17 protein-coding genes are annotated in these 23,732 nt (G+C 73.5%); 2 read left to right on the top strand and 15 right to left on the bottom strand.

All coding sequences use genetic code 11. From position 1 onward, the window contains the following. Nucleotides 1-8 precede the first annotated feature (8 nt). The 7 genes from BQ6202_RS13690 to BQ6202_RS13660 all read right to left on the bottom strand — a co-directional run bounded on the left by BQ6202_RS13690 (nucleotide 9) and on the right by BQ6202_RS13660 (nucleotide 10,136). Nucleotides 9-2,579, bottom strand: coding sequence for a hypothetical protein (locus BQ6202_RS13690; protein ID WP_072314923.1), 2,571 nt, complete (start codon nucleotides 2,577-2,579; stop codon nucleotides 9-11). Continuing rightward, entirely contained in the window at nucleotides 2,576-2,995 is a 420-nt protein-coding gene (locus BQ6202_RS13685) for a hypothetical protein (RefSeq protein ID WP_083587301.1), read from the bottom strand. Before BQ6202_RS13685 ends, BQ6202_RS13690 begins: the two co-directional genes overlap by 4 nt. 242 nt (nucleotides 2,996-3,237) lie before the next feature. Further along, nucleotides 3,238-4,209, bottom strand: coding sequence for an NAD-dependent epimerase/dehydratase family protein (locus tag BQ6202_RS13680; RefSeq protein ID WP_072314922.1), 972 nt, complete (start codon nucleotides 4,207-4,209; stop codon nucleotides 3,238-3,240). Nucleotides 4,210-4,222: 13 nt separating this feature from the next. Continuing rightward, complete coding sequence (locus BQ6202_RS13675) at nucleotides 4,223-7,141, bottom strand: alpha/beta fold hydrolase (protein ID WP_442855775.1); 2,919 nt, start codon at nucleotides 7,139-7,141, stop codon at nucleotides 4,223-4,225. Next, nucleotides 7,138-8,160, bottom strand: coding sequence for a 3-oxoacyl-ACP synthase III (locus tag BQ6202_RS13670; protein WP_072314920.1), 1,023 nt, complete (start codon nucleotides 8,158-8,160; stop codon nucleotides 7,138-7,140). Before BQ6202_RS13670 ends, BQ6202_RS13675 begins: the two co-directional genes overlap by 4 nt. 99 nt (nucleotides 8,161-8,259) lie before the next feature. Beyond that, on the bottom strand, nucleotides 8,260-8,676 hold the full coding sequence (locus BQ6202_RS13665) for a DUF1579 family protein (protein ID WP_072314919.1): 417 nt from the start codon (nucleotides 8,674-8,676) through the stop codon (nucleotides 8,260-8,262). 56 nt (nucleotides 8,677-8,732) lie between these two features. Next, entirely contained in the window at nucleotides 8,733-10,136 is a 1,404-nt protein-coding gene (locus tag BQ6202_RS13660) for an IclR family transcriptional regulator domain-containing protein (protein WP_159433649.1), read from the bottom strand. A gap of 116 nt (nucleotides 10,137-10,252) precedes the next feature. On the opposite strand from BQ6202_RS13660, the gene solA reads away from it, so the two are divergent. After that, entirely contained in the window at nucleotides 10,253-11,422 is a 1,170-nt protein-coding gene (gene solA / locus BQ6202_RS13655) for an N-methyl-L-tryptophan oxidase (RefSeq protein WP_072314917.1), read from the top strand. Between the two features lie 14 nt (nucleotides 11,423-11,436). Here the strand turns inward: solA and BQ6202_RS13650 are convergent, their stop codons facing one another. Genes BQ6202_RS13650 through BQ6202_RS13610 form a run of 7 tightly spaced genes read right to left on the bottom strand, consistent with a single transcriptional unit; the run spans nucleotide 11,437 to nucleotide 20,642 of the window. Next, complete coding sequence (locus BQ6202_RS13650) at nucleotides 11,437-12,651, bottom strand: M20 metallopeptidase family protein (RefSeq protein ID WP_083587300.1); 1,215 nt, start codon at nucleotides 12,649-12,651, stop codon at nucleotides 11,437-11,439. Then, complete coding sequence (locus BQ6202_RS13645) at nucleotides 12,644-13,423, bottom strand: ATP-binding cassette domain-containing protein (RefSeq protein ID WP_072314916.1); 780 nt, start codon at nucleotides 13,421-13,423, stop codon at nucleotides 12,644-12,646. Before BQ6202_RS13645 ends, BQ6202_RS13650 begins: the two co-directional genes overlap by 8 nt. Further along, nucleotides 13,420-15,246: a dipeptide/oligopeptide/nickel ABC transporter permease/ATP-binding protein gene (locus BQ6202_RS14630; protein WP_083587299.1), complete on the bottom strand. Its 1,827-nt coding sequence runs from the start codon at nucleotides 15,244-15,246 to the stop codon at nucleotides 13,420-13,422. Before BQ6202_RS14630 ends, BQ6202_RS13645 begins: the two co-directional genes overlap by 4 nt. Nucleotides 15,247-15,256: 10 nt before the next feature. After that, nucleotides 15,257-16,279, bottom strand: coding sequence for an ABC transporter permease (locus tag BQ6202_RS13625; protein ID WP_083587298.1), 1,023 nt, complete (start codon nucleotides 16,277-16,279; stop codon nucleotides 15,257-15,259). A gap of 7 nt (nucleotides 16,280-16,286) precedes the next feature. Next, on the bottom strand, nucleotides 16,287-17,891 hold the full coding sequence (locus tag BQ6202_RS13620; RefSeq protein WP_083587297.1) for an ABC transporter substrate-binding protein: 1,605 nt from the start codon (nucleotides 17,889-17,891) through the stop codon (nucleotides 16,287-16,289). A gap of 52 nt (nucleotides 17,892-17,943) precedes the next feature. After that, nucleotides 17,944-19,539, bottom strand: a complete 1,596-nt coding sequence (locus BQ6202_RS13615; protein ID WP_083587296.1) for a hydantoinase/oxoprolinase N-terminal domain-containing protein — start codon at nucleotides 19,537-19,539, stop codon at nucleotides 17,944-17,946. Continuing rightward, entirely contained in the window at nucleotides 19,536-20,642 is a 1,107-nt protein-coding gene (locus BQ6202_RS13610) for a DUF917 domain-containing protein (RefSeq protein WP_072314914.1), read from the bottom strand. Before BQ6202_RS13610 ends, BQ6202_RS13615 begins: the two co-directional genes overlap by 4 nt. Before the next feature lie 73 nt (nucleotides 20,643-20,715). On the opposite strand from BQ6202_RS13610, the gene BQ6202_RS13605 reads away from it, so the two are divergent. Then, complete coding sequence (locus BQ6202_RS13605; RefSeq protein WP_072314913.1) at nucleotides 20,716-22,212, top strand: PucR family transcriptional regulator; 1,497 nt, start codon at nucleotides 20,716-20,718, stop codon at nucleotides 22,210-22,212. Nucleotides 22,213-22,226: 14 nt separating this feature from the next. Here the strand turns inward: BQ6202_RS13605 and BQ6202_RS13600 are convergent, their stop codons facing one another. Continuing rightward, nucleotides 22,227-23,711 (bottom strand): amidohydrolase, encoded by a 1,485-nt coding sequence (locus BQ6202_RS13600; protein ID WP_072314912.1) that lies wholly within the window; start codon nucleotides 23,709-23,711, stop codon nucleotides 22,227-22,229. Nucleotides 23,712-23,732: the final 21 nt, after the last annotated feature.

Genomic DNA, 23,732 nt, shown 5'->3' with positions numbered 1-23,732 from the left:
GGTCGGCGTCAGGCGGCGAGCTGCAGGTCGAGCGGGCCGAAGGCGAGGTAGGCGAGGCCCAGGGGCGTGCCCTGCTCGAGCAGCTGCACCCTCGTCGATCGCACGGCGGCGCCGAGCGACTCGCGGTTCGCGACGAAGCGGCGCAGGCACTCCTCGGCGAACGCGGTCGCGAGGCTCTCGAAGACCGAGATCTCGGTGCCGATGACGCCTGCGGCGTGCGCCGTGTGCAGGAAGCCGCTCGCGTAGGAGAACGCGGCGCCGGGCCGGAGCGGGCTCGAGCGGCACCCGTTCAGGAAGACGAGCGGATGCGCGTCACGCCAGTCGACGGCGCCCCGCAGGTCGGCGCGGCGGATCGGCCCGTCGGCGTCGTCCCCGACGACGAAGAAGGGGCTCGCGTCCTCGCCGCCGCCATGGCCGTAGAGGTAGACGACGCTGGGCCTCGAGCTGCCGAAGAGGTCGAGCAGGCCGGAGGCGGAATCGGCGCGCTGCCACCCGCCGGCGAGCTGGCGCACCTGGGTGAGGTGCGCGTCGCGCCGCGTCAGGTCGGGGTCGGTGGATGCGCCGACGACGAACGCTGCAGGCCCACCGGGGCCGGCGGTGAGCGAGAGGGTGTCGGCACCCTCGGTCGCGGCGAACGGCAGATCGGCCGAGTAGCCGATCTCGTGGCGGAAGCCCCAGAAGCCGCTGGGGCACACGATGTCGCGCGAGGCGTAGCTCGGGCAGCGCCCCTGGAAGCACTCGGTGGCGGGCAGCGGGCCGGTCGCCGAGGCGAAGGCAGGGCAGATCCTCACGTCGGCGAGGGAGACCGTCAGCGGGTGGTCGTAGATGCACGCCGCCGGCACCAGCAGCTCGGCCGACTGGCGGTTGGCGATCTGCAGCCGGCCGGGTGCCTGCATCAGCACCTGCAGCGCGTCCGCCTGCCCGCCGGAGAGCCCGTCGACGAGCGCGTCCCACACTCGGAAGCCGGTGCGGGCGAGCGCGATCAGATCCTCCGCCAATCGCGCGGGGTCCGGCGTGGCGTAGCGGTCGTGGAGCGTCTCGAACTCCTCGAGGCTCGGCTCTGCTCGGTCTCCCCACGTCACCCTCCGCAGCATCCCGCGCGTCTGCTCGAGCAGCTGCTCGAGCGCCGCGCCGCCGATGCTGGCCTCCTGCTTGAAGTCGGTGCCGCCGAAGAAGCGGAACCCGTGGGTGCCGTGGCCGTTGTCGTTGATCATGACGCTGAGCGCGATGGGCTCGAGCGTCGCCACCTCCGTCGCCGTCAGGTCGCGAGCGATCGAGAAGTCGACCTCCGAGGCGAGGGCCCGTCGCCGCAGCGAGGAGGGCTTCGCGCGGACCTGGGCCGTGACCACGCGCGACTGCAGCAGCACATTGCCGCGGTACACGTTCCAGCGAAGCCGCTGCGTGCGGCGCGAGGCTGCGCCCGTGCGCACCGACAACCACAGCCGGCGCCCTCCGGCCGCGCCGGTCCTCCCGTCGATGGCGACGGCCGCGGACCCCACCAGCCGCATCCGCCCTTGGTCCGCTCCCTCGACGGGCTGCAGCTCGTCGTCGAAGCCGAACACGGCGATGTCGAGCTCCGTGCCGCTCGGGAGCGAGATGAGGCGATGCCCATCGGTCTCGATGGCGTCCGTCGGGCGCTCGTCACCGATCTCCACCCAGAACCGGTAGGTGGTGTCGGCCTGCAACGCACGTCGCGTCGGCCACGCCTCGGTCGCATCCATCGCACTGAAGCCAGAGCTCACGAGTGCGCCGCGCGTGCGCTCGGGAACGACCTCGGACGGGCCGGCCGGCCCGAGGGGCAGGCCATCGTGCCGGTGGGCCGAGAGGTCGCGCGCGAGCTCGCGGAGCCCGACGCCGTCGACCCACCGTCGCGCGCGGAGGCTGCGAAGCAAGAGGGCGAGGGTCTCGGACAGCGGCGTCGGAGGACGGCGCTCCGCCGCGGGCGGCTGCACGCCCGGCGGCAGCGGGGCGGATCCGGCCGTCGGGCTTCCGCCGCCCTGCGGCTGGCCGGCCGGTGCATCGCGGGCAGCTCGCCCGGCGCACACGAGCTCGAGGAATGCGAGCGATGGCTCCGGCCGGGTGCGCAGCGACGGCTTCATGCGCTGCACCAGATCGGCACCGCCGCGCGCCGTCGCGAGGGCGGCGATGCGCGACAGCAGGCCGGTGACGCCGACCCCGCCGAGGTTCGGCCGGTCCGCCAGCGCCGACGTCGCACGCTCGATCGCGTCGAGGTTCGGGGCGTAGGTGGAGCCCAGGGCAGCGGCGGCCGAGAGCACGAGCTCCCATGCCGCTGCCGACGCATCCGTGTGCAGGCTCAGCGCGAGCAGCGCATCGTCGATCTGCGCCGACGGCGACGCCCCGTCGTCTGTCCGCGCGGGCAGCACGCCTGACGCCTCGAGGGCCAGCATCGCCTCGTCGAACCGCTCGGCATCGCGCTGCGCGCTGAGCGGTTCGATCCGCTGCAGCAGCGCTGCCACCGCCCGCGCCCGCGCTGCGAGCTCCGGTCTCGCGAGCGCGAGGTGCTCGAGCGGATCCTGCCGCTTCGGCCGATGCTGCTCAGCGGCTCCGGGCGGGCTCACGCGCCGTCCGGAGCTCTGACCTCCGTCTGCATCGGCCCCCTGCCGGTATCCGGTAGCCCCGAACCGGACTGCGGGTCCTTGCGGCGCCCGTCGATGAGGTAGTTCAGGTCGAACTCGTCGCTCAGCATGACGAGCACCACGAGCAGGGCCAGGTAGCCGAAGAAGCCTGCCGCCAGGCCGATGCCGTAGGCGCCGAAGAGATCGGTGCCGGCCGGGAAGAGCACCAGCACGGCCGCGCCCCCGACCGCGCTGACCACCGTGGTGAGGTCGCCGAGCACGACCTCCTTGCGATAGCGGTTCAGGAAGTAGATGAACCAGCCGATGACGGCGCCGAAGGCGAACGCTCCGCCGAGCTGCCACCCCGTCGCGCTCGACTCCTCGGCTGCCGCGACTGCGGTCGTGAGCATCGCATCCATGTGGTCCTCCTCGACCGAGCATGGGGCACCGGGGTGCCGATGAGCCGGCACCAGCGATGCCTGCTGGCAGTCACGGTAGTCCTGTGCGGAGCCGGGCGCGCCTACCGTTTGCTCAACGTTGCGCGAGGTGCGCCCGGAGGATTCCGCTCTCTGCGGGCCGCCGCGTGGATAATCCCGACGGAGGCGCGCAGCGGCGGGAGAATTCCGGGCACCGCCGCGAGGCGCGGCGGCCTCGTCTCGGGTCAGCGGTCGGCGTAGTGCGCGGCCAGGCGGGCCAGGCCCTCGTCGAGCGAGACGGTCGGCTGCCAGCCGAGGTCGCGGCGGGTGGTGCGCTGGTCGAACCAGTGCGCGGTCGACAGCTGCTCCGCGAGGAACCGGGTCATCGGTGGCTCGTCGGCGCCCGGGCGCAGCGCCCACGCGCGCTCGATGAGCGAGCCGGCAGCACGGCCGAGCGGGGCCGGCACGCTGCGGTGCGGCGGGCGCACGCCGGCCGCGAGGCAGATGCCGGCCAGCAGGTCAGCCACGGGTCGCGGCTCGCCGTTCGTGATGACGTAGGCGTTGCCCTGCGCGTGCTCGGCGCGGTGCAGCGCGGCGGCGATGCCGGTCGCGGCGTTGTCGACGTAGGTCGTGTCGATGAGCGCCGTGCCGCCGCTCAGCAGCGGCACGCGGCCGCGGCGGGCGCGCTCGACGATGCGCTCGATCAGCTGCGTGTCGCCCGGCCCCCACACGATGTGCGGGCGCACGGCGACGACGGCCATCGCCGCCGAGTCACGGTCCAGCGCGAGCAGCTCGGCCTCGGCCTTCGTGCGGGCGTAGTCGCCGCGAGCGTGCTCGGGCGACGCCGGGTCGGCGCCGACGCCCGCGAGCGAGGCGCCGAGGTGCGCGACAGACGGCGACGACACCTGCACGAAGCGCGTCACCCCCGTGCGCTCGGCGGCGTCGAGCATCGTGCGCGTGCCCTCGACGTTGACCGTGCGGAACTCCCCCGGGTCGCCCGCGAGCGAGACCTTCGCAGCCAGGTGGACGACGCCCTCAGCGCCCCGGAGGGTGCGCGCGACGTGCCCGGCGTCGGTGATCGAGCCGAGCGCATCCGTCACGCCGGGCACGGTCGAGGGGCGGCGCTGCAGCGTGCGCACCTCGTGACCGGCCGCGACGAGCTCGGCGGCGACGGCGCGGCCGAGGAATCCGGATGCGCCGGTGACGACGACGATCACGCTGCTGCCAGCATCACGGCGCGGTCATCCTGCTGCCGGCGAGGCTGCGCTCGGCCCAGGCCGAGAGGCGCGAGCGGTCGATCTTGGAGTTGTGGCGCACGTCGGTCGGCAGCTGCGGCACGACGAGCACGGCCGCGAGCGGCAGGGTCGTGCTCGCGCGCACGGCTGCGGTGAGCTCGGGGTCGGCGAGCGCGGGGCGGGGCGCCTGCGGCGTGGTCTCGACGACCGCGACCGCCTGCCGCAGCCCGTGCGGACCGACGCCGACGACGGCGGCGCGACGCACCGCATCCGTCAGCTCGACCTGCTGCTCGGGCTCGACCGGCGCGATCGGGCCATCGGCGGTGACGATGACGTGCTGGATGCGGCCCTCGATCCAGACGCGGCCCTCGGCGTCGAGGTGGCCGAGGTCGCCGGTGCGATGCCAGCGGGGGGCTTGGTCTCGTGACGCGAGCGGCTGCGCCGCGCGCTCCTCGACCAGCGGGCTCGCGAGCGGCCGCGCCGCGCGCTCCTCGACCGGCGGGCTCGCGAGCGGCTGCGCCGCGCGCTCCTCGACCAGCGGGCTGTCCAGCGACTCGGTGTCGCGGGTCGCCTCGCGGTCGGTGAGGTGCAGGCGGTCGTAGTGCGCCTTCAGGTGCGGCGCCGAGATGATGATCTCTCCGAGCACGCCGGGGGTGGCGCTCGGCTCGCCCGTGGCGCGTCCGTCGGCGTCGAGCGCGCTGACCAGGACGCGGTTGCTGCCGATCGGCGTGCCGACGCAGACGCCGCCGTCGGATGCCGCGGCCGCCGCACGCACGCCGTCGAGCGTGATGTCGGCGACCAGCAGGCACTCGGTCATGCCGTAGGGGGTGTGCGGGGTCGCGTTCGGCATCAGCTCGGCGACCGCGGTGAGCATCGCCTCGCTGATCGGGGCGCCGGTCGAGAGGAAGGTGCGCACCCCCGCGAGCGCTGCGCGGTCGTCGGCGCTGAGCGCGTCTGCGGTCGCGACGACGTTGAGGATCGCCGCGGGCGACAGGAAGACGATGCCTGCGGCGGATGCGCGCACCGCAGCCGCGACGGCGGTGGCCGTCAGCGTGCGGGGCGACGAGACATCCATGTCGGGCGTCACCGAGCGGGTGCCGAGCGCCGGGCCGAGCAGGGCGAAGGGCGCGAAGCCGGTCACGAGGCCGGTGTCGGCGGCGATGCCGAGGTGCTCGCCGAGCACGTCGCGCAGTGCGCTGAGCTGCCCGTGCGTGTAGACGACGCCCTTCGCGGGGCCGGTGGAGCCGGAGGTGAAGAGGATCGCGGCCGTGTCATCCGGGCCGGGCTCGTCGGGGAGCGCTGGGCCTCGCTTGGCGGCCGCCGGGCCGGCGGAGGCGGCGAGCTCGCTGAGGCTGGTCGCGACGCCGAGCGCGGCGGCGGCGACGCGCGGCAGGCGCTCGGCGGAGATGCGCATGCCGGGCCAGCCGAGGGCGCGTGCGGCGGTGAGGCCGAGGCGCTCGCCGATGATGAGGTCGGGCCAGGATCCGCGCACAGCGCGCGTGAGGCCCTTGATGCCGAGGCCCGCGTCGGCGACGACGACGATCGCGCCGATGCGGAGGCATGCGTAGAGCACGGCGGTGAGCGTCGGGCCCGGCTGCATGAGCAGCGAGACGCGATCGCCGCGGCGCACGCCCATGCCGTGCAAGCCGGCGGCGATGCGCTCGCTCTGCGTGGCGAGCTGGCGCCACGAGACGCTGCGGTCGCGAGCCATGTCGATGACGGCGACGTCGGAGTCGGCGGCGCGGGCATCGAGGTGGTGCCAGAGCGGGGTGAAGGGGTTCGCCTCTCCCGCTGGTCGAGGAGCGTGCGCCCCAGGCGCACGCGTCTCGAAACCATCTTCCGCCGGGGCTGTGGTCTCGTGACGCGTGCCGGCGGAGCCGGCGCGCTCCTCGACCGGCGGGGTAGCCGCCGGGGCTGGTGCCGCGAGCGGCGGGGCGAGCCAGTCGAGCAGCGCGGGGGCGTAGGGGCGGTCCTCGGCGACGAGGTGGCTCGCGCCCTCGAAGCGGTGCACGGCGGCGTGCGGTAGCCGGTCGATGAGGTCGTCGAGGTAGCGGTCGCCGAAGACCGGGTCGCCCGGGCCCCACAGCATGAGCGCCGGCACCGGCCGCTCGGAGCGACCGAGCGCCGCGACGCCCTCGCTGATGCGGGTGAGCTCCGCGAAGCTCTCGTGCCGCGCATCCACGGGGATGTCGGCGACGAACGCGCCGATGCCCGCCCGACGCGCGGCCGAGCCGTAGGGCGCTCGATAGGCGGCGCGCACCGCAGGCCCGAGCGACGGCGAGGCGAGCGCGAGCGTCGTGTCGAGGAACGCGGTCGTCTGCACCGTCGAGGCTGCGAGCACGCCGCGCGCGCCCGCGAGCCGGAGCGGGGCGGGGATCGGCACGCCCTCCGGGTGGTGCACCGCGGTGTTCAGCAGCGCGATGCCGGCGAGCTGCTCGGCATGGTCGACCGCCCAGCCGAGCGAGACGACGCCGCCCCAGTCGTGCCCGAGCGTGACGACCGGGCCCGAGAGCGCCAGCGCATCCGTCAGCGCCCCGAGATCCTGCACGCGCTGCGCGAGCGGGCGGTGCGCGCCCGTGCGCTCCGAGAAGCCCATCTCGAGCTGGTCGACCGCGATCACGCGCCAGGCGGGCTCCCCCGACTCGGCGCGGCGCAGCGACTCGGCAGCGACGCGCCGCCAGAGATAGCTCCAGGTCGGGTTGCCGTGCACCGCGAGGATCGTGCCGGCCACGGGCGCGCCTGCGCCCTGCCCTCCCAGGCGAGCCAGCGCATCCGCCGTGTCGATGCAGTGCCACTCGCGCGTCGCGCCCTCGTCGAGACCGACGCCCGGCACGCGCACGATGCGGCTCCAGGCCGGGTCGAGCTCTGGCAGGTCGCGCGGCGGCAGCGATGCGGTCGCGGAGGCCGCAGTCACCAGGCGAGCTCCATCATGGCCGTGTTGAGGCCGGAGCCGACGCCCATGAGCAGCACGCGGTCGCCGCGGTTGAGGCTCGGCGCCTGCTCGGCGAGGGTGATGGGGATGGATGCGGGGCCGACGTTCCCGTACTGCGGGAACGTCGTGGGAACGCGCGCCGGGTCGAGCTTGGCGGCCTTCAGGATGGCGTTCGTGTGCACCGAGGAGACCTGGTGCGTGATGTAGCGATCCATGTCGTGCCAGCGCCAGTCGGGCTTCGCCTCATCCCAGGCGGAGACGACGAGGTCGAGGCCGCCCTTCAGCAGCTCCTTGGCGTTCGTGTACATGCCCTCGGCGCTGCCGACGCAGAGGTCGTGGAACTGCGTCGCGGCGCGCGTGACGCCGCCCAGGATGCGGTGCCCGTCGGGGTGCTCGTCGGCGCGACCGAGCACGGCGGCGGCCGAGCCCGAGCCGAGCGTGAGGGTGGCGAACTCGCTCAGGAAGTCGTCGCGCTTGACGCCTTCGCCGAGCAGCCGCTCGATGGTGTTCACCTGGATGTCGTCGGCATCCTCACCGTTCACGACGATCGCGTGGCGGATCTGGCCCGACTCGATCATGCTCGCCGCGAGGCTCATGCCGTTGACGAAGCCGAGGCACGCGTTGGCGACATCGAAGTTGACGGCAGAGCTCGGCAGGCCGAGCCCGTGGTGCAGCCGCACGGCGACCGAGGGCTCGAGATGCTTGCGCGTGACGCTCGTGTTGATGAGCAGGCCCACGTCGCCGGGGGCGACGCCCGCCTGCGCGAGTGCCTTCTCGCCGGCGTCGATCGTGGCCAGGTCGGCCGATTCACCCTCTGCCCAGTTGCGTCGCTCGAGCACGCCGGCGACACGGCGCAGCAGCCCGCCCTTGAGGCGCAGGCGCGAGAGCGAGGCGCCGAGGCGATCCTCGATCTCCTCCGAGGTCGTCACCCGGCTCGGCAGCGTGCTCGCGACCGAGAGCAGTGCGACGTTGTCGAATCGGGTGGTCGCGTTGCCAGCCACAGAACCTCCGTCGCGGGCCCGGTAGCGGTGGGTGGCCCGTCTACCAGCGTACCGAGCGTGCCTATGCGAAACCCGGATGCGGGCTGCTCGTGACGCCCGTCATCCGACGCGGCGAGCGACCCGGTCGCAGAGCAGGGTCCACTCGCCCTCCGGCCGGAACTCCCAGTGGTGCGTCTGCGTGCGACCCTCGTCGCCGAAGGTGATCGTGGCGCGCTCGCTCTCGCCCGACAGCGTCCAGACATCGCCATCGACGGTCACCAGGTACTCGCGGTTGAAGCCGTGGTTCTCGATGCTCCACGAGAAGTAGGTGCCGCGCTCCTGATCCCAGCCGAGGAAGCTCATCGTGTCGAAGGGCCCGTTCGCGCGCTCGTCCTGCACGACGAACTGCCCGCCCGAGTGCCATCGCGCCGAGTGGACGCTGCGCCACGGGCTGCCGCTGCGGTCCGCGCCGTACGCCGTGCCCTCTGCTGCCCAGTCGCCGATGAAGACCGCGAGGGCCTCGTGCTGCTCTGCCATGCCACGGAGACTGGCGCAGCAACCTGCCAGGACGCTGTGCGGCGTCAGTCGTGCGCTCAGCCGAGCAGCGCGGAGAGCTGTGCGGCGAGCTCGCGCACGGCCGCCTCGAGCTCTGATCGCCGTGGCCGCACCCGTTCGGTGGCGCCGACGATGCACGCGGCCGCAGCGACCGTGCCGCTCGCATCGATCACCGGCGCCGAGATCGAGGTGATGCCCAGCTCGTCGACCGACTCGATCGTCAGCACGCCCTCGCGTGCCACCCGCTCGACCTGCGCGAGGAACACGCCTCGCTCGTGGTCGCTGAAGCGGGCGGGGAAGATCTCGGCCAGCTGTTCGGCCTCGAGGTCGAGGAGCATCGTCGGGCCGCCGTCCGATCCGACGATGGGGTGCACGCGGCCCAGCCACGGCCGCATCCGGAGGCCCTCGCCGAGCGGCTCGAGGTGCTCGACGAGGGTGCGGCTGCGCAGCCCCTGCAGCACGGTGAGGAAGACGCAGGTATCGGTCGAGACTGCCGCCTGCGAGACCGCGAGCGCACCGGCCCCGGCCAGCGTGGGGTTGAGCGCCGCGCGATACCAGCCGTGCACCTGCCAGGACAGCCGCAGTCCGAGCCGGTCGTCGCCGAGCACGAGGCCGACGCCGCGGCAGGTGTCCACGAGCCGTCGCGCGCGATCGAGGCGCAGCCCCGCGGCGCGCGCCGTACTCGCGAGCGTGTCGGCTCCGCCCGCGAGATGGGTGAGGATGCGCAGGCTCGCATCGAGCGCGCTCGTCGCGGCGGCGGCGGCAGCGCGTACGTCGGCCGTCGTCGTGGCGGCGCGTGCGGCCACGATCGCCCGCTCCAGGTTGCGGCGGGCGACGCGGATGGCCCGACGAGCCCGCGGTGCGCCACGCTCCGCCCGGTAGAGCGGCAGCCTGATGGCGAGCACCGCGATGCGATCGCCGTTCGGGTCGAGGACGGGCGCGGCGATCTCGACCACGCGGCCGATCCGCGACTCGACGCAGCCGCCCGCGACCGACAGGTCGCCGAGCGCTCCCGTCGCCGCCGCGACGATCGCGCTGTCGCGCTCCACCACCTGCTCCGCCACCTCGGCGGGAGCGTGGAGCGTCCAGCCCGACTCGATCACCGCGATCATGCGGGCGCCCTCGCCGTCGGGCGCTGCCAGGCAGACCGTCTCGCCGCTGTGGAGCGCCGCGCGCGTCAGCTCGAGCCGCGCAGCCCGCGCGATGGGCGCCGCCGCGACCCCGGAGAGGCGGATCGCTGCCCGACCCAGCCGGTACGCCCCGTAGTCGTCGGCGCGCTCGAGCAGGCCGAGCTCCTGCAGCGACGCGCACAGGCGAGAGGCGGTGCTCAGCCCGAGCCCGAGCTCGCGCGCGATCGCCCCCACCTGCATCGGCGCGGTCGGGTCGACGCGCGCCCCGACGAGCTGCACCACCCGCAGGCCGGACTCCACCCGCGCGCTCATGCCGCGCATCCGCAACCCTGCGCGCCACGGATTGCGCTGCCCGCGGTTGCGCGCCCCGCCGCTCGAGCAGCCGCGAATACTGCTGGGAGCACCACGATCGACCGAAGGGGTCCACCATGCAGGAGTACGACGTCGCCATCGTCGGGCTGGGCGCGCTCGGCAGCGCCGCCGCCTACCACGCGGCCGGCAAGGGAGCCAGGGTCGTCGCCTTCGAGCAGTTCGAGCTCGGCCACGTGCGCGGCGCATCCCACGACACCTCGCGCATCGTGCGCACCTCCTATGGCGCGCCGCAGTACGTGCGGCTCGCGCAGTCGGCCTATCGAGACTGGGCCGACCTCGAGCGCGAGACCGGTGAGCGGCTGCTGACGATCACCGGCGGCCTCGTCTTCATCCCCACTGACGGCCCCTTCGACGCCGCTGACTTCGTGCAGAGCCTGGAGGAGGTCGGCGTCGAGCACGAGCTGCTGTCGCCGGCCGAGGTGCACGACCGCTGGCCGCAGTTCTCGCTCACCGACAACGTGGAGACGATCTACACCGCCGACTCGGGCATCGCCCACGCCGCGCGCACCGTCGCGACGCTGCAGCTGCACGCCCGCATGCGCGGGGCCGAGCTGCGCGACCGCACCCGCGTGCTCGCGGTCGTTCCGGATGCTGGCGGCGTCGTCGTGCGCACCGATCGCGGCGACGTGCGGGCCCGCAAGGTCGTGCTCGCGGCCGACGCCTGGACCAACGAGCTGCTCGAGCCGCTCGACGCCGCCATCCCGCTCATCTCGATGCAGGAGCAGGTCACCTACTTCGCGCCCGCCGAGCCCGAGGCCTTCGACGCCGCGCGCTTCCCGGTGTGGATCTGGGAGGACGACGAGTGCTTCTACGGCTTCCCCACCTATGGCGAGCCGACGATCAAGGCCGCGCGCGACCGCTCGGACAACCTGATGACGCCGGCCGAGCGCACCTTCGTGCCCTCGGAGCGGCTGCTCGCGGAGCTCACCGCCTTCGTGGGCGGCACGATCCCGGCGAGCGGGCCGGCGCTGCGCACCGTCACCTGCCAGTACGCCATCACGCCGAACCGCAACTTCGTGCTCGGGCCGTTGCAGCAGCACCCCGACATCCTCGTCGCGCTCGGCGCCGGGCACGCCTTCAAGTTCACGCCGGCGATCGGCCGGATCCTGGCCGAGCTCGCCCTCGACGGGGCGACGAGCGACGACATCTCGACCTTCGCGGTCGACTCCGCGGCGCACCCCGCGGGCGGCATCGACGAGCGGCCGATCGAGGCCGCCGCGCCCTGACCGCGGCGCCCGGCTCAGGCCAGGCGCTGCCACGCCAGCTCGGCGAGCAGCGCCGCGTGCTCCGGCAGCAGCCCGTCGTCGAAGACGGCGCCGTCGGAGTGCATCGGGGCGGTCGCGCCGGGCTCAGGCTGCACGCCGAGGAAGACGAGCACGCCCGGCACCTGCTCGAGCACGTAGGCGAAGTCCTCGGACGCCATCGAGGGCGCCTCGAGCCGATGGATGCGCTCGGCGCCGACGAGCGGCTCGACCACGCCGAGCGCGCGCTCGGTCTCCGCCGGGTCGTTGACGGTGACGGGGTAGGACTCGATCCACTCGGCGTCGAGCTCGGCACCGTGTGCGCGCGCGATCCCGTCGAGCATGCCGGGCAGCGTGTCGCGCACGAGAGCGTAGGTCTCGCGGGAGAGCGTGCGGATGTTGAGCTCGAGATCCACGTTCGCCGCCAGCACGTTGCCGGCGGCAGCATCGCTTGCCAGCTTCGTCACCGAGAGCACCGCGGGATCGGTCGCCGGCACGCGGCGCGCGGAGAAGGACTGGATCGCGAGGATGAGCTCGGCCGCGATCGGCACGGGGTCGACCGCGTGCTGCGGGAAGGCCGCGTGGCCGCCGGAGCCGCGCACGCGCAGCCGCATCGCGCTGACCCCGCCCATCATCGGGCCCGGGCGCGTGACGACGCGGCCGGCCTCGGTGACGCAGTCGACGTGCATGGCGTATGCGGCGACCGGGCGCTCGCCGGAGGCTTCGAGCACGCCCTCCTCGATCATCAGGCGGCCGCCGGCGAAGCCCTCCTCGCCGGGCTGGAACATCAGCACGATCGTCCCGGGCAGCGTCGCGCGGCGCGCGACGAGCAGGTGCGCGGCGCCGATGAGCCCCGCCATGTGCAGGTCGTGGCCGCACGCGTGCATCGCGCCGTCGGTGGCCGCGAAGTCGAGCCCGCTCGCCTCGAGGATCGGCAGCGCATCCATGTCGCTGCGCAGCAGCACCGTGGGTCCCGGCAGCGCGCCGCGGAGCACGGCGGTCACGGAGGTCAGCGCGGTGCCGGTCGTGATCTCGAGGCCGAGGCCCTCGAGCTCGCGGAGCAGGATGGCCTGGGTCTGCGGCAGGTGGAGGCCGATCTCGGCGGCGGCGTGCAGCTCGCGGCGCAGCGACACCAGCCGCTCGCGCAGCGGCTCGGCATCGGCCAGGAAGCCGTCGGCGTCGCGCGCGATCGCTGCCCGCTCCGCCTCAGGCATCGTCGAGCTCCAGGGTGCGGCCGAGCACCGGGATGGCGGCGAGCAGCTCGCGCGTGTAGGGCTCGGCGGGATCAGCCAGCAGCGCCTCGGTCGCGCCCTGCTCGACGATCGCGCCGTTCCGCATGACCGCGATCTCGTCGCTGATGTAGCGGACGACCGCCAGGTTGTGCGAGATGAAGAGCATCGTCAGGCCCAGCTGCTGCTGCAGGTCGCGCAGCAGGTTGAGCACCGTCGACTGCACCGAGACGTCGAGCGCGCTGGTCACCTCGTCGGCGATGAGGATCTCGGGGTCGCCCGCGAGCGCGCGAGCGATGGTGATGCGCTGCCGCTGCCCGCCGGAGAACGCGCGCGGCAGCTCACCGGCGCGATCGGGGTCGAGGTCGACCTGCTGCAGCAGCTCGGCGACGCGCTCGCGCTGCTCGGTGCGCGAGTAGCGCATGCCGGTCGCCCTGATGCCCTCGGCGATCGAGGCGCCGATCGGCATGCGCGGGTCGAGGGCCGAGAAGGGATCCTGGAACACCAGCTGGATGCGGCGGCGCGCGGTCTTCGCGGCGGCGGTCCGCCCGAGCGTGCTCGTGCCGAGCACCCGGATGTCGCCGCTCACGATGGGCGCGAGACCGACGGCGGCGTTGGCGATGGTCGACTTGCCGGAGCCGGACTCGCCGACGAGCCCGAGCGTGCGACCGCTCGGCACCTGCAGCGAGACGCCGGAGACGACGTCCCGGTGCCCGTACCGGACCCGCAGGTCCTCGATCTCGAGCGCGTGGTTCACAGGATCGCCTCCTCGCGGTCGACCGCGGGCATGTGGTCGGTGATGACCGGCAGCGGCTGCGTGCGGTCGGAGCTCATGTCGGGCAGGCACGCGATGAGACCGCGCGTGTAGGGGTGCTTGGCCTGGCGCTTGATGCCCCTGGCGCTCAGCTGCTCGACGATCTCGCCGTCCTTCATGACGACGATGCGGTCGCAGAAGCCCGACACGAGGGCGATGTCGTGCGAGATGAAGACGATGCCGGCGCCGGTCGCCTGCTGCGCGCGCCGCAGCACGCCGAGCACCTGCCGCTGCACGGTGACGTCGAGCGCGGTCGTCGGCTCGTCGGCGATGATCAGCCGCGGCTTGCCGGTGAGCGCCTGGCCGATCATGGCGCGCTGCCGCATGCCGCCCGAGAACTGGTGCGGGTAGTCGCCGAGGCGCTGCGCGGGGTCGGGGATGCCGACCGCCTCCAGGCCGTCGATGGCGCGCTGCCGAGCCTCGGCGCGCCCCATGCCGAGGTGCTGCTGCGGCACCTCGGTCAGCTGGCGCCCGATCGACAGCGCCGGGTTCAGCGAGGTCAGCGGATCCTGGAAGATGACGCCGAGCTCGATCCCGAGGCGCTTGCGCTGCGCGGCGCTCGGCGCGACTGCGAGATCCATGTCGTCGAAGCGTCGCGTCTCGGCCGTCACCACCGCGGGCGCGTCGAGCAGCCCCGCGAGCGCCATGGCGGTGAGCGACTTGCCGGAGCCCGACTCCCCCACGATGCCGACGATCTCGCCCGCGTCGACGTGCAGGTCGACGCCGTGCACCCGCTCGACGAGACCGCCCTCGCCGTCGGGGAACGAGACGCGCAGGTCGCGCACCTCGGCGAGCGCCGCGCCCGGCTCGAGCTTCGCGGCCGTCGCGGCAGCGGCACCGGCGCGGCGGCTCGCGAGCACCGCCGTGCGGCTGGCGCGCGCCACCGCCCGCAGGCCCTGCCCGGGCTGATCGGCGACGGTCTCGGCGATCATCGTGAAGACGAGGCCGGCGAAGACCACCGCGATGCCCGGCCCGACCGCCGACATCGGGTTCGTGTAGAGGTGGCTGAAGCCCTCGTTGAGCAGCCTGCCCCAGTCGTACTCCGGCGCCTGCACGCCGAGCCCCAGGAAGGAGAGCCCCGCGAACGACAGCAGCGTCGTGCTCGCCGCGGCCGAGGCCTGCACGAGGAGCGGGTTGGCGATGTTCGGGAGCACGTGCTTGACGACGATGCCGAGCGGGCCGACGCCGACGACGCGCGCTGCGCGCACGTAGTCCTGGTCGGTGACGGATGCGGCCATGTTGTAGACCAGGCGCGTCACGTTGGGGATGCCCGCCAGGCCGATCGCCAGCATGGCGCCGGTGGCCGAGGCGTCCCAGATGACGGTGAAGAAGAGGACGAGCAGCAGCCACGGGAAGGCCAGCAGCAGATCCATCACCCAGATGAGCGCTCGGCGCGGGGCGCGGGGCAGCATCGCGGCGGTCAGCCCGATCACGAGCCCGCCGACGATGAGGATGGCGGTCGCGCCGACGGTCAGCAGCAGCGAGAGCTGCGTCGCCACCATGACGCGCGCGAAGATGTCGCGGCCGATGTCGTCGGTGCCGAAGGGGTGCGCAGCGCCGGCCGGAGCCCACCGCTCTGCGACGTTGCGCTCGGTCGCGGCGGTGAGCCAGATCTCGGGCCCGATGGCGGCGATGATCGCGAGCACCGCGACGCCGATGATGGCGGTGATGCCGGTGAGGCTCAGCCAGCGGGAGCGCCGCCGCCGCCGCTTGGGCGGCGTCGCGACGATGCTGGCGTCGAGCTTCCCGGGGATGGTGTTCGTCATCGCAGCGCACTCACCCTTCTGCGATCGTCGTGCGGGGGTCGATGGTGATGAGGATCAGGTCGACCACGAGGTTCACCGCGAGCACCATGCCGGCGTAGACCAGCACCATCCCCTGGATCATCGGGTAGTCCTTCGTGCCGACCGCCGAGACGAGCGTGGTGCCGGCGCCGGGGATGGCGAAGACCGTCTCGATGATGACGGTGCCCGCGACGAGGCCCGAGAGCAGGAGCCCGCCGACGGTGAGCGTGGCCGTGATGATGTTGGGCAGCGCGTGCCGCAGCAGGATGAGCCGCTGCGGCAGGCGCTTCGCCCGCGCGGTGGCGATGTAGGTGGAGTCGAGCACCGCGATCATCTCGACCTGCACGATGCGCGAGAGGTAGGCCATGGCGCCGAGCGAGAGGCCGAGCACCGGGAGCACGGCGTTGTCGGCATCGCCCCAGCCCGCGGGAGGCAGGAAGCCGAGCCAGATGCTGCACAGCGCGATCAGCCCGACCGAGAGGACGAAGTCGGGGATGGCGATGAGGATGCCGAGGAAGCCGGAGATGCCGCCGTTGAGGGTGCGCCCCCTGCCGGTGCGGGCCACGAGCGCGGCACCCATGCCGATCGGCAGGGCGCCGATGACGGCGACCAGGAAGCCGAGCGCCGCGAGCGTCAGCGTGGTCGGGAACCGCGCCGCGATCGTGTCGCCGACCGACAGGCCCGACTGGATCGACGTGCCCAGGTCGCCCCGCAGCAGCCCCGAGAGGTAGTTCAGGAGCTGCTGCGGGAGCGGCAGGTCGAGCCCGAGCGAGACGCGGGTCGCCTCGACGAGCGAGGCGGGTGCGGTCGGCCCGAGCGCCGCCCGCACCGGGTCGCCCGGCACGAGGTGGACGAGGAAGAAGGCGGCGAGGACCACGACGAGCAGGCCGACGACGAGGCGCCCGATGCGACGGATCGCGAAGTCGGTGCGGGGCGAGAGCCGCCCGCGCAGGCTCCGCAGCCTCTGCAGCGGAGCCTGCGTCGACGCGCCCGGTCGGAGTTCCGTCGTGGTCATCGCCCGCTCACTCGGTCATGCGGATCGTCACCGGCTGCAGGTAGTCGGTGAACTCGAAGGATGCGCCGTTCATGTAGGTCGGCCGGATGGTGCCGGTGAGGAGGAAGGTGTGGAAGTTCTCCACCACCACCTGCTCGGCCTGCTCCCAGAAGCCGCAGGCCTCCTCCGCATCCGCCGATGCCCGTGCCTGGTCGGCGAGCGCGGTGTACTCCTCGTCCTGGACGCCCATGAAGTTCAGGCCGCCGTCCTCGGGCGACGCGCCGCCGTAGAAGAGGTCCTGCGTGACGGGGCTGCCGACGCCGATCTGGATCCAGCCGGTGTCGTAGTCGAAGGTCTCGTACAGGTACTCCGACCACGCGGCTCCGTCCATCGCGACGAGGTTCGTCGTGATGCCGAGCTCCTGCCAGTCCTGCGCGACGAGCTCGCCCGCGGAGGCGTGCGAGGGGGAGGTGGCGTCGTAGAGGAAGTCGATCTCGAGCGGCGTGCCGTCCTGCTCACGCATGCCGTCGGGGCCCTCGGTCCAGCCGGCCTCGTCGAGCAGCTCCGCCGCGCGGGCGGGGTCAGCGGCGGGTCGCTCCCAGACCGCCTCCTCGTTGAAGCACGTGAAGGGCGCATCGGTGATCCACGACGTCAGCTCGTGGGGTCGGCCGCCGGAGACGACCTCACTGGCCTCTTCGTGGTTGAAGCCCAGCACGAGCGCCTCGCGCACCAGCGGGTCGCTCGTGGGGCGATCCTCCCGCTCGTTGAACAGCATCTGGCCGATCGGGTTGATCGTGCCGGCGAACTCGTAGCCGCCAGCTTCGATGCGGTCCTGGTCGGGACCCTCGACCGCCGCGGCGTTGAGCTCGCCCGAGAGCAGCAGGTTGGTGCGGGTCGAGGTGTCGGTGACCACCGTGACCTCGAGGCCGTCGGGCAGGCCCTCGGTCTCGCTGGTCAGGCCGTCGGGACCCCAGGTGTAGTCGTCGCGCGTCTCGAAGACGTAGCGGTCGGGGGCGACGGTCGTCAGCTCGTACAGGCCCGTGCCGTTGGACGCGGTCTCGAGGCTGGATGCATCCGCGAGGCCCGCCGAGCCGACCATCATCAGGTCGCCGATGATGACGCTCATGAACGGGTCGGACGCCTCGGCCGTCACCGTGAGCGTCTGTCCCTCGCCGCTCGCCTCGAGGCCCTCGGGCAGCACGTCGGCGAGGATCGTGGCATTCTCGGGGTTGGCGTGGAAGTTGATGTTCTCGGCCGCGACGGCCGCGTCGAACGCGGTGCCGTCGTGGAAGGTGATGCCGTCCTTGATCTCGAACGTGACCGACCTGCCGTCGTCGCCCACCTCCCACGACTCGGCCAGCCAGGGCAGCTCCTCGCCCTCCTGGTCGGTGTAGATGAGCGACTCGTAGGCGTAGGTGATGATCTGCAGCTCGACCGGCTGCGTCGCCGTCATCGGCACGATGCTGCCGACCTCTGGGAAGACGGCGTGGCGGAACGTGCCGCCGGAGACGGGTGCGCCGCCCTCGGAGGGGCCCGCGGACTCGCCGGGCTCGGCGGCGCCGCAGCCCGCGAGAGTGAGCGCCATGATGGCGGTGCCGGCGATCAAGATCGCCGGGGTAGAGCGTCGTTGCATCGGGAACTCCTCGATCGGGTGGTGCGTTGGGTGAGGTCGGTGACGGATGGGGTCAGTGGCGCGCGAAGGCGGTGGCACCGATGCGCGCGAGGGGGCCGGCCGCCTTGACGGAGACGTGGATGGCCGGGTGCGCCGAGTAGGCGACCGGGGTTTCGACCACGTCGACCACGGAGACGCGCAGCGGATCGGCGCCGGCCTGGATGGCCTTGTCGATGGCGACCTGCGAGGCCGCCGCGATGGCTTCTTCGCGGTCGGCGACGTCGCTCATCTGCTCGGCGCGCCCGCCGGCGAGCGAGATCGCGGCGCCGACGGCGTTCGCGACCCCGCCGTGCGCTGGGCGGATGACTTCGCTGGCGCCCGGCAGGCCGTCCGGCACCAGGAAGCCGCCGCCGCCGACGACGACGAGCGGCAGGTCGGTGCGACCGAGTGACAGCCGCTCCACCGCCTCCTCCAGGCGCGCGTGGGCGGTGGCGAGCGCGGCGGTGAGCGCCTCGCGGGTGGCTGGCCGCTGCGCCGGCAGCGCACGACCGGCGATGGATGCGCCGGCGAGCGTCGCCGCGTCGGTGAGCGTCGGGGTCGTCCCGCCGAAGACGAGCGCCTCGGGGTCGATGCGGTAGCCGACCGAGTCGGGCCCGACCGCGCCGGTCGCGACATCGACGACGGTGCCGCCACCGATCCCGAGGCTGAGGATGTCGGGCATGCGGAAGTTGGTGCGCACGCCACCGATCTCGCGCGGCAGGGTCGACTCGCGGGGGAAGCCGTTGACGAGCACGCCGAGGTCGGAGGTCGTGCCGCCCACGTCGACGACGATCGCGTTCTCGACACCGGAGAGGTAGGCGGCGCCGCGGATGGAGTTGGCCGGGCCGGAGCCGATGGTCAGCACCGGGTAGCGCGCGGCGTACTCGAGCGACATGAGCGTGCCGTCGTTCTGCGCGAAGAACGGGAGCGCGTCCAGGCCCTCCTCCTCGACGACCGCGACCAGGGCATCCGTCACCGCGCTCGCGACGCCGAAGAGGGCGGCGTTGAGGACCGTGGCGTTCTCGCGCTCGAGGAGACCCGTGGGCCCGATGTCCTGGCTGAGGAAGACGCGCGCATCCGCACCCAGGTGCGCGCGGATCAGCGCCGCGACCTCGAGCTCCTGCTCGGGGAACGAGGGGCTGAAGATGCCGGCGACCGCGACGGCGTCGAAGCTGTCGAGGCTGTCGAGGAATCGCAGGATGCCGTCGCGGTCGAGCGGCGAGATCGGCGTGCCGTCGATCATGTTCCCGCCGCCGAGCATCGCGGAGCCCGCGAGGATGGTGGCCGAGAGCCCTGCGGGCCAGCCGAGCAGCGGCGGGTACTCGGTCGCGGCGGGCGCGCCGAGCCGCAGCATCGCCACGCGGCCGAGCCCGCGGCCGCGCACGATCGCGTTCGTCGCGTGGGTCGTGCCGAGCATGACGCGCGAGACGCGCGAGCGGTCCTCGCCGACCTGCGCGAGCACGGCGGCGATGCTGGCGCGGATGCCGCCGGTGACGTCCTCCGTGGTGGCCTGCTTCGTGCTGGCGAGCACGCCGCCGCTGCCGTCGAGCACCACGGCGTCGGTGTTCGTGCCGCCGACGTCGATGCCGATGGACAGGTCGCGGTCGCGCGGGCTGGACAGGTCGCTCACCGGCGGCCTCCTTCGAAGGGCACGTAGGGCACGTCGTAGCCGAATGCGGCCGGGCCGGCGAGCTCGAGCCCCCTGGGCGTGCGCCACAGGGGGTCGCAGGCCCACGCGAGCACCGAGACGCGCTGGCCGAAGCGCAGCAGCTCGGTCGAGATCGCGTGACCGGTCTCGGCGTCGACGATCGTGATCAGGTCGGGGACGCTCGCGAGCACCTCGCCGTCCTCGAGCACGATGAGGTTCTCGTTCTGGATCTCGATGCGCTGCAGGCGCCCGCGGTCGGCGCCGGTGCCGGCGATCGTCACCGAGCCGCGCACGAAGCCGCCCTCGGTGCGGCGCGCGACGTCGGTGAGCTTGCCGGTGATCAGCACGGCGGCGTCGAGCTCTGCGGCCATCGCCGGCACGGGCTCGCTGGCGGCGAGCAGCGCGCGGCCGACGCGGATCGCGCGGCTCACGGTGCCCTCGATGACGGCCCCGCGGGCGGTCTCCCCCGTCAGCGGGTAGTGCGCGCCGAGCGCGATGCCGCCGCTCGCCACCGAGGTGGCGCGCGCGTGGCGCTCGAGCCAGGCGATGTCGATCGTGTTGTGCGTGATGACGTTGCCGACGGCATCCCCCATCACCGAGATCTCGCAGGGCAGGCCTGCGACGTTCATCGCCACCATGGTCGCCTTGGGGAACGCGCGGCCCATGCCGTCGGCGTCCAGCACCGGCAGCCCGAGGCGGGCAGCCCATCCGACCGGGCTCACGCCGTTGCTGCCGCCGATCTCGACCGCCATCAGCGCCGTGATCGGCCGGCCGAGCAGGCGCTCGGCCTCGCGCACCATCGAGCCCATCTGGTCGGCGGAGGAGAGCATCTCGATGCCGACCGTGGGGGCGCCGAGCCCAGAGGTGACGATCACCGTGTCATCGGGGCCGAGCTCGTCGACGCGCAGCAGCCGCACCGGGCCGTGCTCGACCAGCGCGTGCTGCACCGCCATCTGCGAGGTGTAGACCGCGCCGCCGCCGCCGGTGCCGAAGATCGCGGCGCCAGCGGCCAGAGCCGGGATGTCGGATGCGTCGACCGCGGCGAGCGACTCGGCGGTCGTCGCGGGGGAAGGGGCTGCTGCCATATGTCGACAGTAGGGAGCCGATGCGACGGCAACAATGTGGTGGCAACTCAGAGAATCGTGCACCATTGTGCTCATGACACAGTTCACGGTGCGCGACCTGCTCGATCAAGCCGAGCGCCTCCGCTTGCTGCACGCCGCTGGCCCGCGCGAGTCCACGACGATCGAGCGGGTGCAGATCGTCGAGTTCGCGAGCGTCGGCTCCCTCGCGCGCGGCACGCTCGCCGTGGTCGCGCCCTCGGGCGACCCGGCCCCCTACCTCCTCGACATCGCCATCCGGCAGGCGATCGCGCGCGAGCTGCCGGCGCTCATCGTCGTCGCGGAGATCGAGATCGCCGAGACCGCCATCACGCTCGCCCGTCAGGGCGGGGTGCCGGTGCTGACGGCCGCCGGTGCGCGCGCCGCCGACCTCGCCGTGGCGATCGACCGGTTGCTCTCCGGCGGATCGTCAGAGCTGCTGACCCGCTCGGCCTATGCGATCGAGCGGGCGACGAGCGCAGCGGGCGAGCCGGGCAGCACCGTCGACAGCATCCTGCAGGCCGCCGGCCGGGCGCTCGGCGCGCAGCTGCGGGTGACGGAGGACCCGGATGTGCTGTGGACCGAGAACGACGCGGTCTGCGTCGGCGAAGTGCCCATCGGCCGCCTGGTGGCAGACACCGCCGATGCCGCCGTGGCGATCGCGCTGCCGGTGGTCGCGGCGCTCGCCTCGCGCGCCGCGCAGCGCAGCATGCGCGATCGGCTCGCACCGACGCAGTCGAGGGCCGACCTGATCGTCGAGCTGGTGCTGGCAGAGGCGGCGCGGGTGGATGCGTTCGTCGCGCGCGCCGCTCGCCTCGGGCTCCCGCTGCAGCTCTCGCACGCCGTCGCCTGGCTGAAGCCCACGGCGGTCGCCGAGAGCGAGAGCGCCGAGCACGCCACGCCCCCGCGCGTGGTCGAGCCGGCGCTCGAGCTGTTCGCGCTGCAGCTCATGGAGGGTCGGCCAGAGCTCTGGCACGTCGCCTTCGTGCAGGACGACATGCTCATCGTCTGCACCGAGGAGCACGGCGCCGGCGACCACCAGCGGCGGCTGCGCGAGGTGGCCGCGAGGCTGCAGGAGCGGGCGCGCGAGCTCGCGGGCGGCGACTGGGTCTACACGCTCGGGCTCGGCACGCCGCAGCAGGGCGCCGCGGGGCTGCGGCAGTCGGCGGCCGAGGCCAGGATCGCCGCCGAGACCGCCATCGCCGCCAACCGGCACGGCGACGTGGCGCTCACCGACGGCACGGGCCTGCGACGCGTGCTGCTCGACCTCTACGCCTCACCGATCAGCCGCACCCTGCTCGACGACGTGCTCGCACCGCTCGACGCGCTCGAGCCCGAGCGCGCGGTCACCGAGGTGCAGACGCTGCTGGCCTACCTCTCGCACAACAACTCGCTCGCGAGCGCCGGGCGTCAGCTGAACCTGCACCCGAACGCGGTCGGCTATCGCCTGAAGCGCATCCGCGAGCGGCTGCAGCTCGACCTCGACGACCCCGACACGAGGTTCTCGGTCGAGCTGGCCTGCCGCGTGCGACTGCTGGGGTTCGCCCGGCGCTGACCCGCGCCGCGCCGCTACAGGGCGCGGTGCGTGAACCGGCCGCCGAGCAGCGTCGCGGCGACCGGCATCGCGCGCAGCCCGTCGCGGTCGAGCGCCAGCGGGTCGGCGTCGGTGACCACGAGGTCGGCGGGCTGGCCGACGGCGACGGTCGAGCGGCTGCTCGCCGCGAGCGCCACCTCCAGCGGGATGGTCTGCTCCGGATGCCAGGCGTCGCGCCCACCGCGGCTGCGGCTCACCGCCGATGCGATGGCGTGCCACGGGTCGAGCGGCGCCACGGGGGCATCGGATCCCAGCCGCAGCTCGGCGCCCGCCCGGTGCAGCGAGCCGAACGCGAAGGCGCGGCCCGTGCGGCCCGACCAGTAGCGGTCGGCGATGTCGCGGTCGTCCATCGCGTGCTCCGGCTGCACGCTCGCGATCAGCCCGAGCTCGGCGAAGCGCGCGAAGTCCTGCTCGCGCACGAGCTGCGCGTGCTCGATGATGCCGCCCATGCCGAGCTCGGCGAAGGTGTCGAGCACCTCGGAGTTCGCGCGGTCGCCGATCGCGTGCACCGCCGCCTCGACGCCGCGCTCGCGTGCTCGCTCGAGCAGCCCGCGGAGCTGCTCGATCGGCACGCTCAGCACGCCGCACGCGTGCACGCCGCGCGGGTCGACATCCGGGTACGGGTCCCAGCAGAAGGCCGTGCGCGTGTTGAGCGAGCCGTCCACCACGACCTTCAGCCGCCCCATCCGCACGAGTCCCTCGGGGTCGCGCTCGAGGTCGGCGGCATCGCCGGTGCGCAGCCCGCGCGCGATGAGCTCCTCGAGCCGATCGGGCCACACGCTCGCGTCGACCCGCAGGCTCGTCACGCCCCGCGCCACGCGATCGGCCCACTCATCGACGCCCAGCACGTTCTCGTAGTCGACGATGCCGACGACCCCGCGTGCGGCAGCCGCATCCGCCGTCGCCCTGAAGAGCTCGAGGGGCAGCGGGGCGGCCTCCTGGAAGCGCTGGAGCGTGCCGATCCACTCGGTCTCGCGGGCGACGCCGTCGGGGCCGGGCTGCAGCTGCAGCCGGCGCGCGGCGGCGCTGTTCATCCAGGCGCTGTGCAGGTCGCCGTTGACGAGCAGCACGGGCTGCTCGCCGAAGGCGGCGTCGATCGCGGCGAGCGAGACCGCGTCGCTCCAGAGGCCGTCGCGGTAGCCGTAGCCGACGAGCACCCCGTCGGTGAGCGGGAAGCCGGCGTCGAGGGCCTGCCGGGCGACCGCGAGCGCCTCGGTCGCTCCGCCCGTGCCGCTGAGGTCGACGCGCCGGCGCTGCGTGACCCACTGCGTGAAGTGCACGTGCGCATCCCACAGCCCCGGGCCCACGAAGCGGCCGTCGAGGTCGAGCTGCTCGCCGTCGGCGGCGAGCTGCCCCGCCGGCGCGATGCGCTCGATCAGGCCGTCGCGCAGCAGCAGGTCTTTCGGCGCCGCGCTGCCGTAGGTGCGGGCGCCGCGCAGCAGCAGGGTCGTCGGGCTCATCGGGTTCCTCCGGTCATGGGT

This window comes from Agrococcus sp. Marseille-P2731 (assembly GCF_900117395.1).
Lineage (GTDB): Bacteria > Actinomycetota > Actinomycetes > Actinomycetales > Microbacteriaceae > Agrococcus.
This window is presented reverse-complemented; position numbering and strand designations above follow the sequence as displayed.

Excerpts from the sequence above, each read along its gene's own strand:
- BQ6202_RS14630 (WP_083587299.1), bottom strand. The coding sequence starts at position 15,246 with ATGACGAACACCATCCCCGGGAAGCTCGACGCCAGCATCGTCGCGACG.
- BQ6202_RS13665 (WP_072314919.1), bottom strand. The coding sequence starts at position 8,676 with ATGGCAGAGCAGCACGAGGCCCTCGCGGTCTTCATCGGCGACTGGGCA.
- BQ6202_RS13605 (WP_072314913.1), top strand. The coding sequence starts at position 20,716 with ATGACACAGTTCACGGTGCGCGACCTGCTCGATCAAGCCGAGCGCCTC.
- BQ6202_RS13660 (WP_159433649.1), bottom strand. The coding sequence starts at position 10,136 with ATGAGCGCGCGGGTGGAGTCCGGCCTGCGGGTGGTGCAGCTCGTCGGG.
- solA (WP_072314917.1), top strand. The coding sequence starts at position 10,253 with ATGCAGGAGTACGACGTCGCCATCGTCGGGCTGGGCGCGCTCGGCAGC.
- BQ6202_RS13685 (WP_083587301.1), bottom strand. The coding sequence starts at position 2,995 with ATGGATGCGATGCTCACGACCGCAGTCGCGGCAGCCGAGGAGTCGAGC.
- BQ6202_RS13620 (WP_083587297.1), bottom strand. The coding sequence starts at position 17,891 with ATGCAACGACGCTCTACCCCGGCGATCTTGATCGCCGGCACCGCCATC.
- BQ6202_RS13625 (WP_083587298.1), bottom strand. The coding sequence starts at position 16,279 with ATGACCACGACGGAACTCCGACCGGGCGCGTCGACGCAGGCTCCGCTG.
- BQ6202_RS13600 (WP_072314912.1), bottom strand. The coding sequence starts at position 23,711 with ATGAGCCCGACGACCCTGCTGCTGCGCGGCGCCCGCACCTACGGCAGC.
- BQ6202_RS13610 (WP_072314914.1), bottom strand. The coding sequence starts at position 20,642 with ATGGCAGCAGCCCCTTCCCCCGCGACGACCGCCGAGTCGCTCGCCGCG.
- BQ6202_RS13650 (WP_083587300.1), bottom strand. The coding sequence starts at position 12,651 with ATGCCTGAGGCGGAGCGGGCAGCGATCGCGCGCGACGCCGACGGCTTC.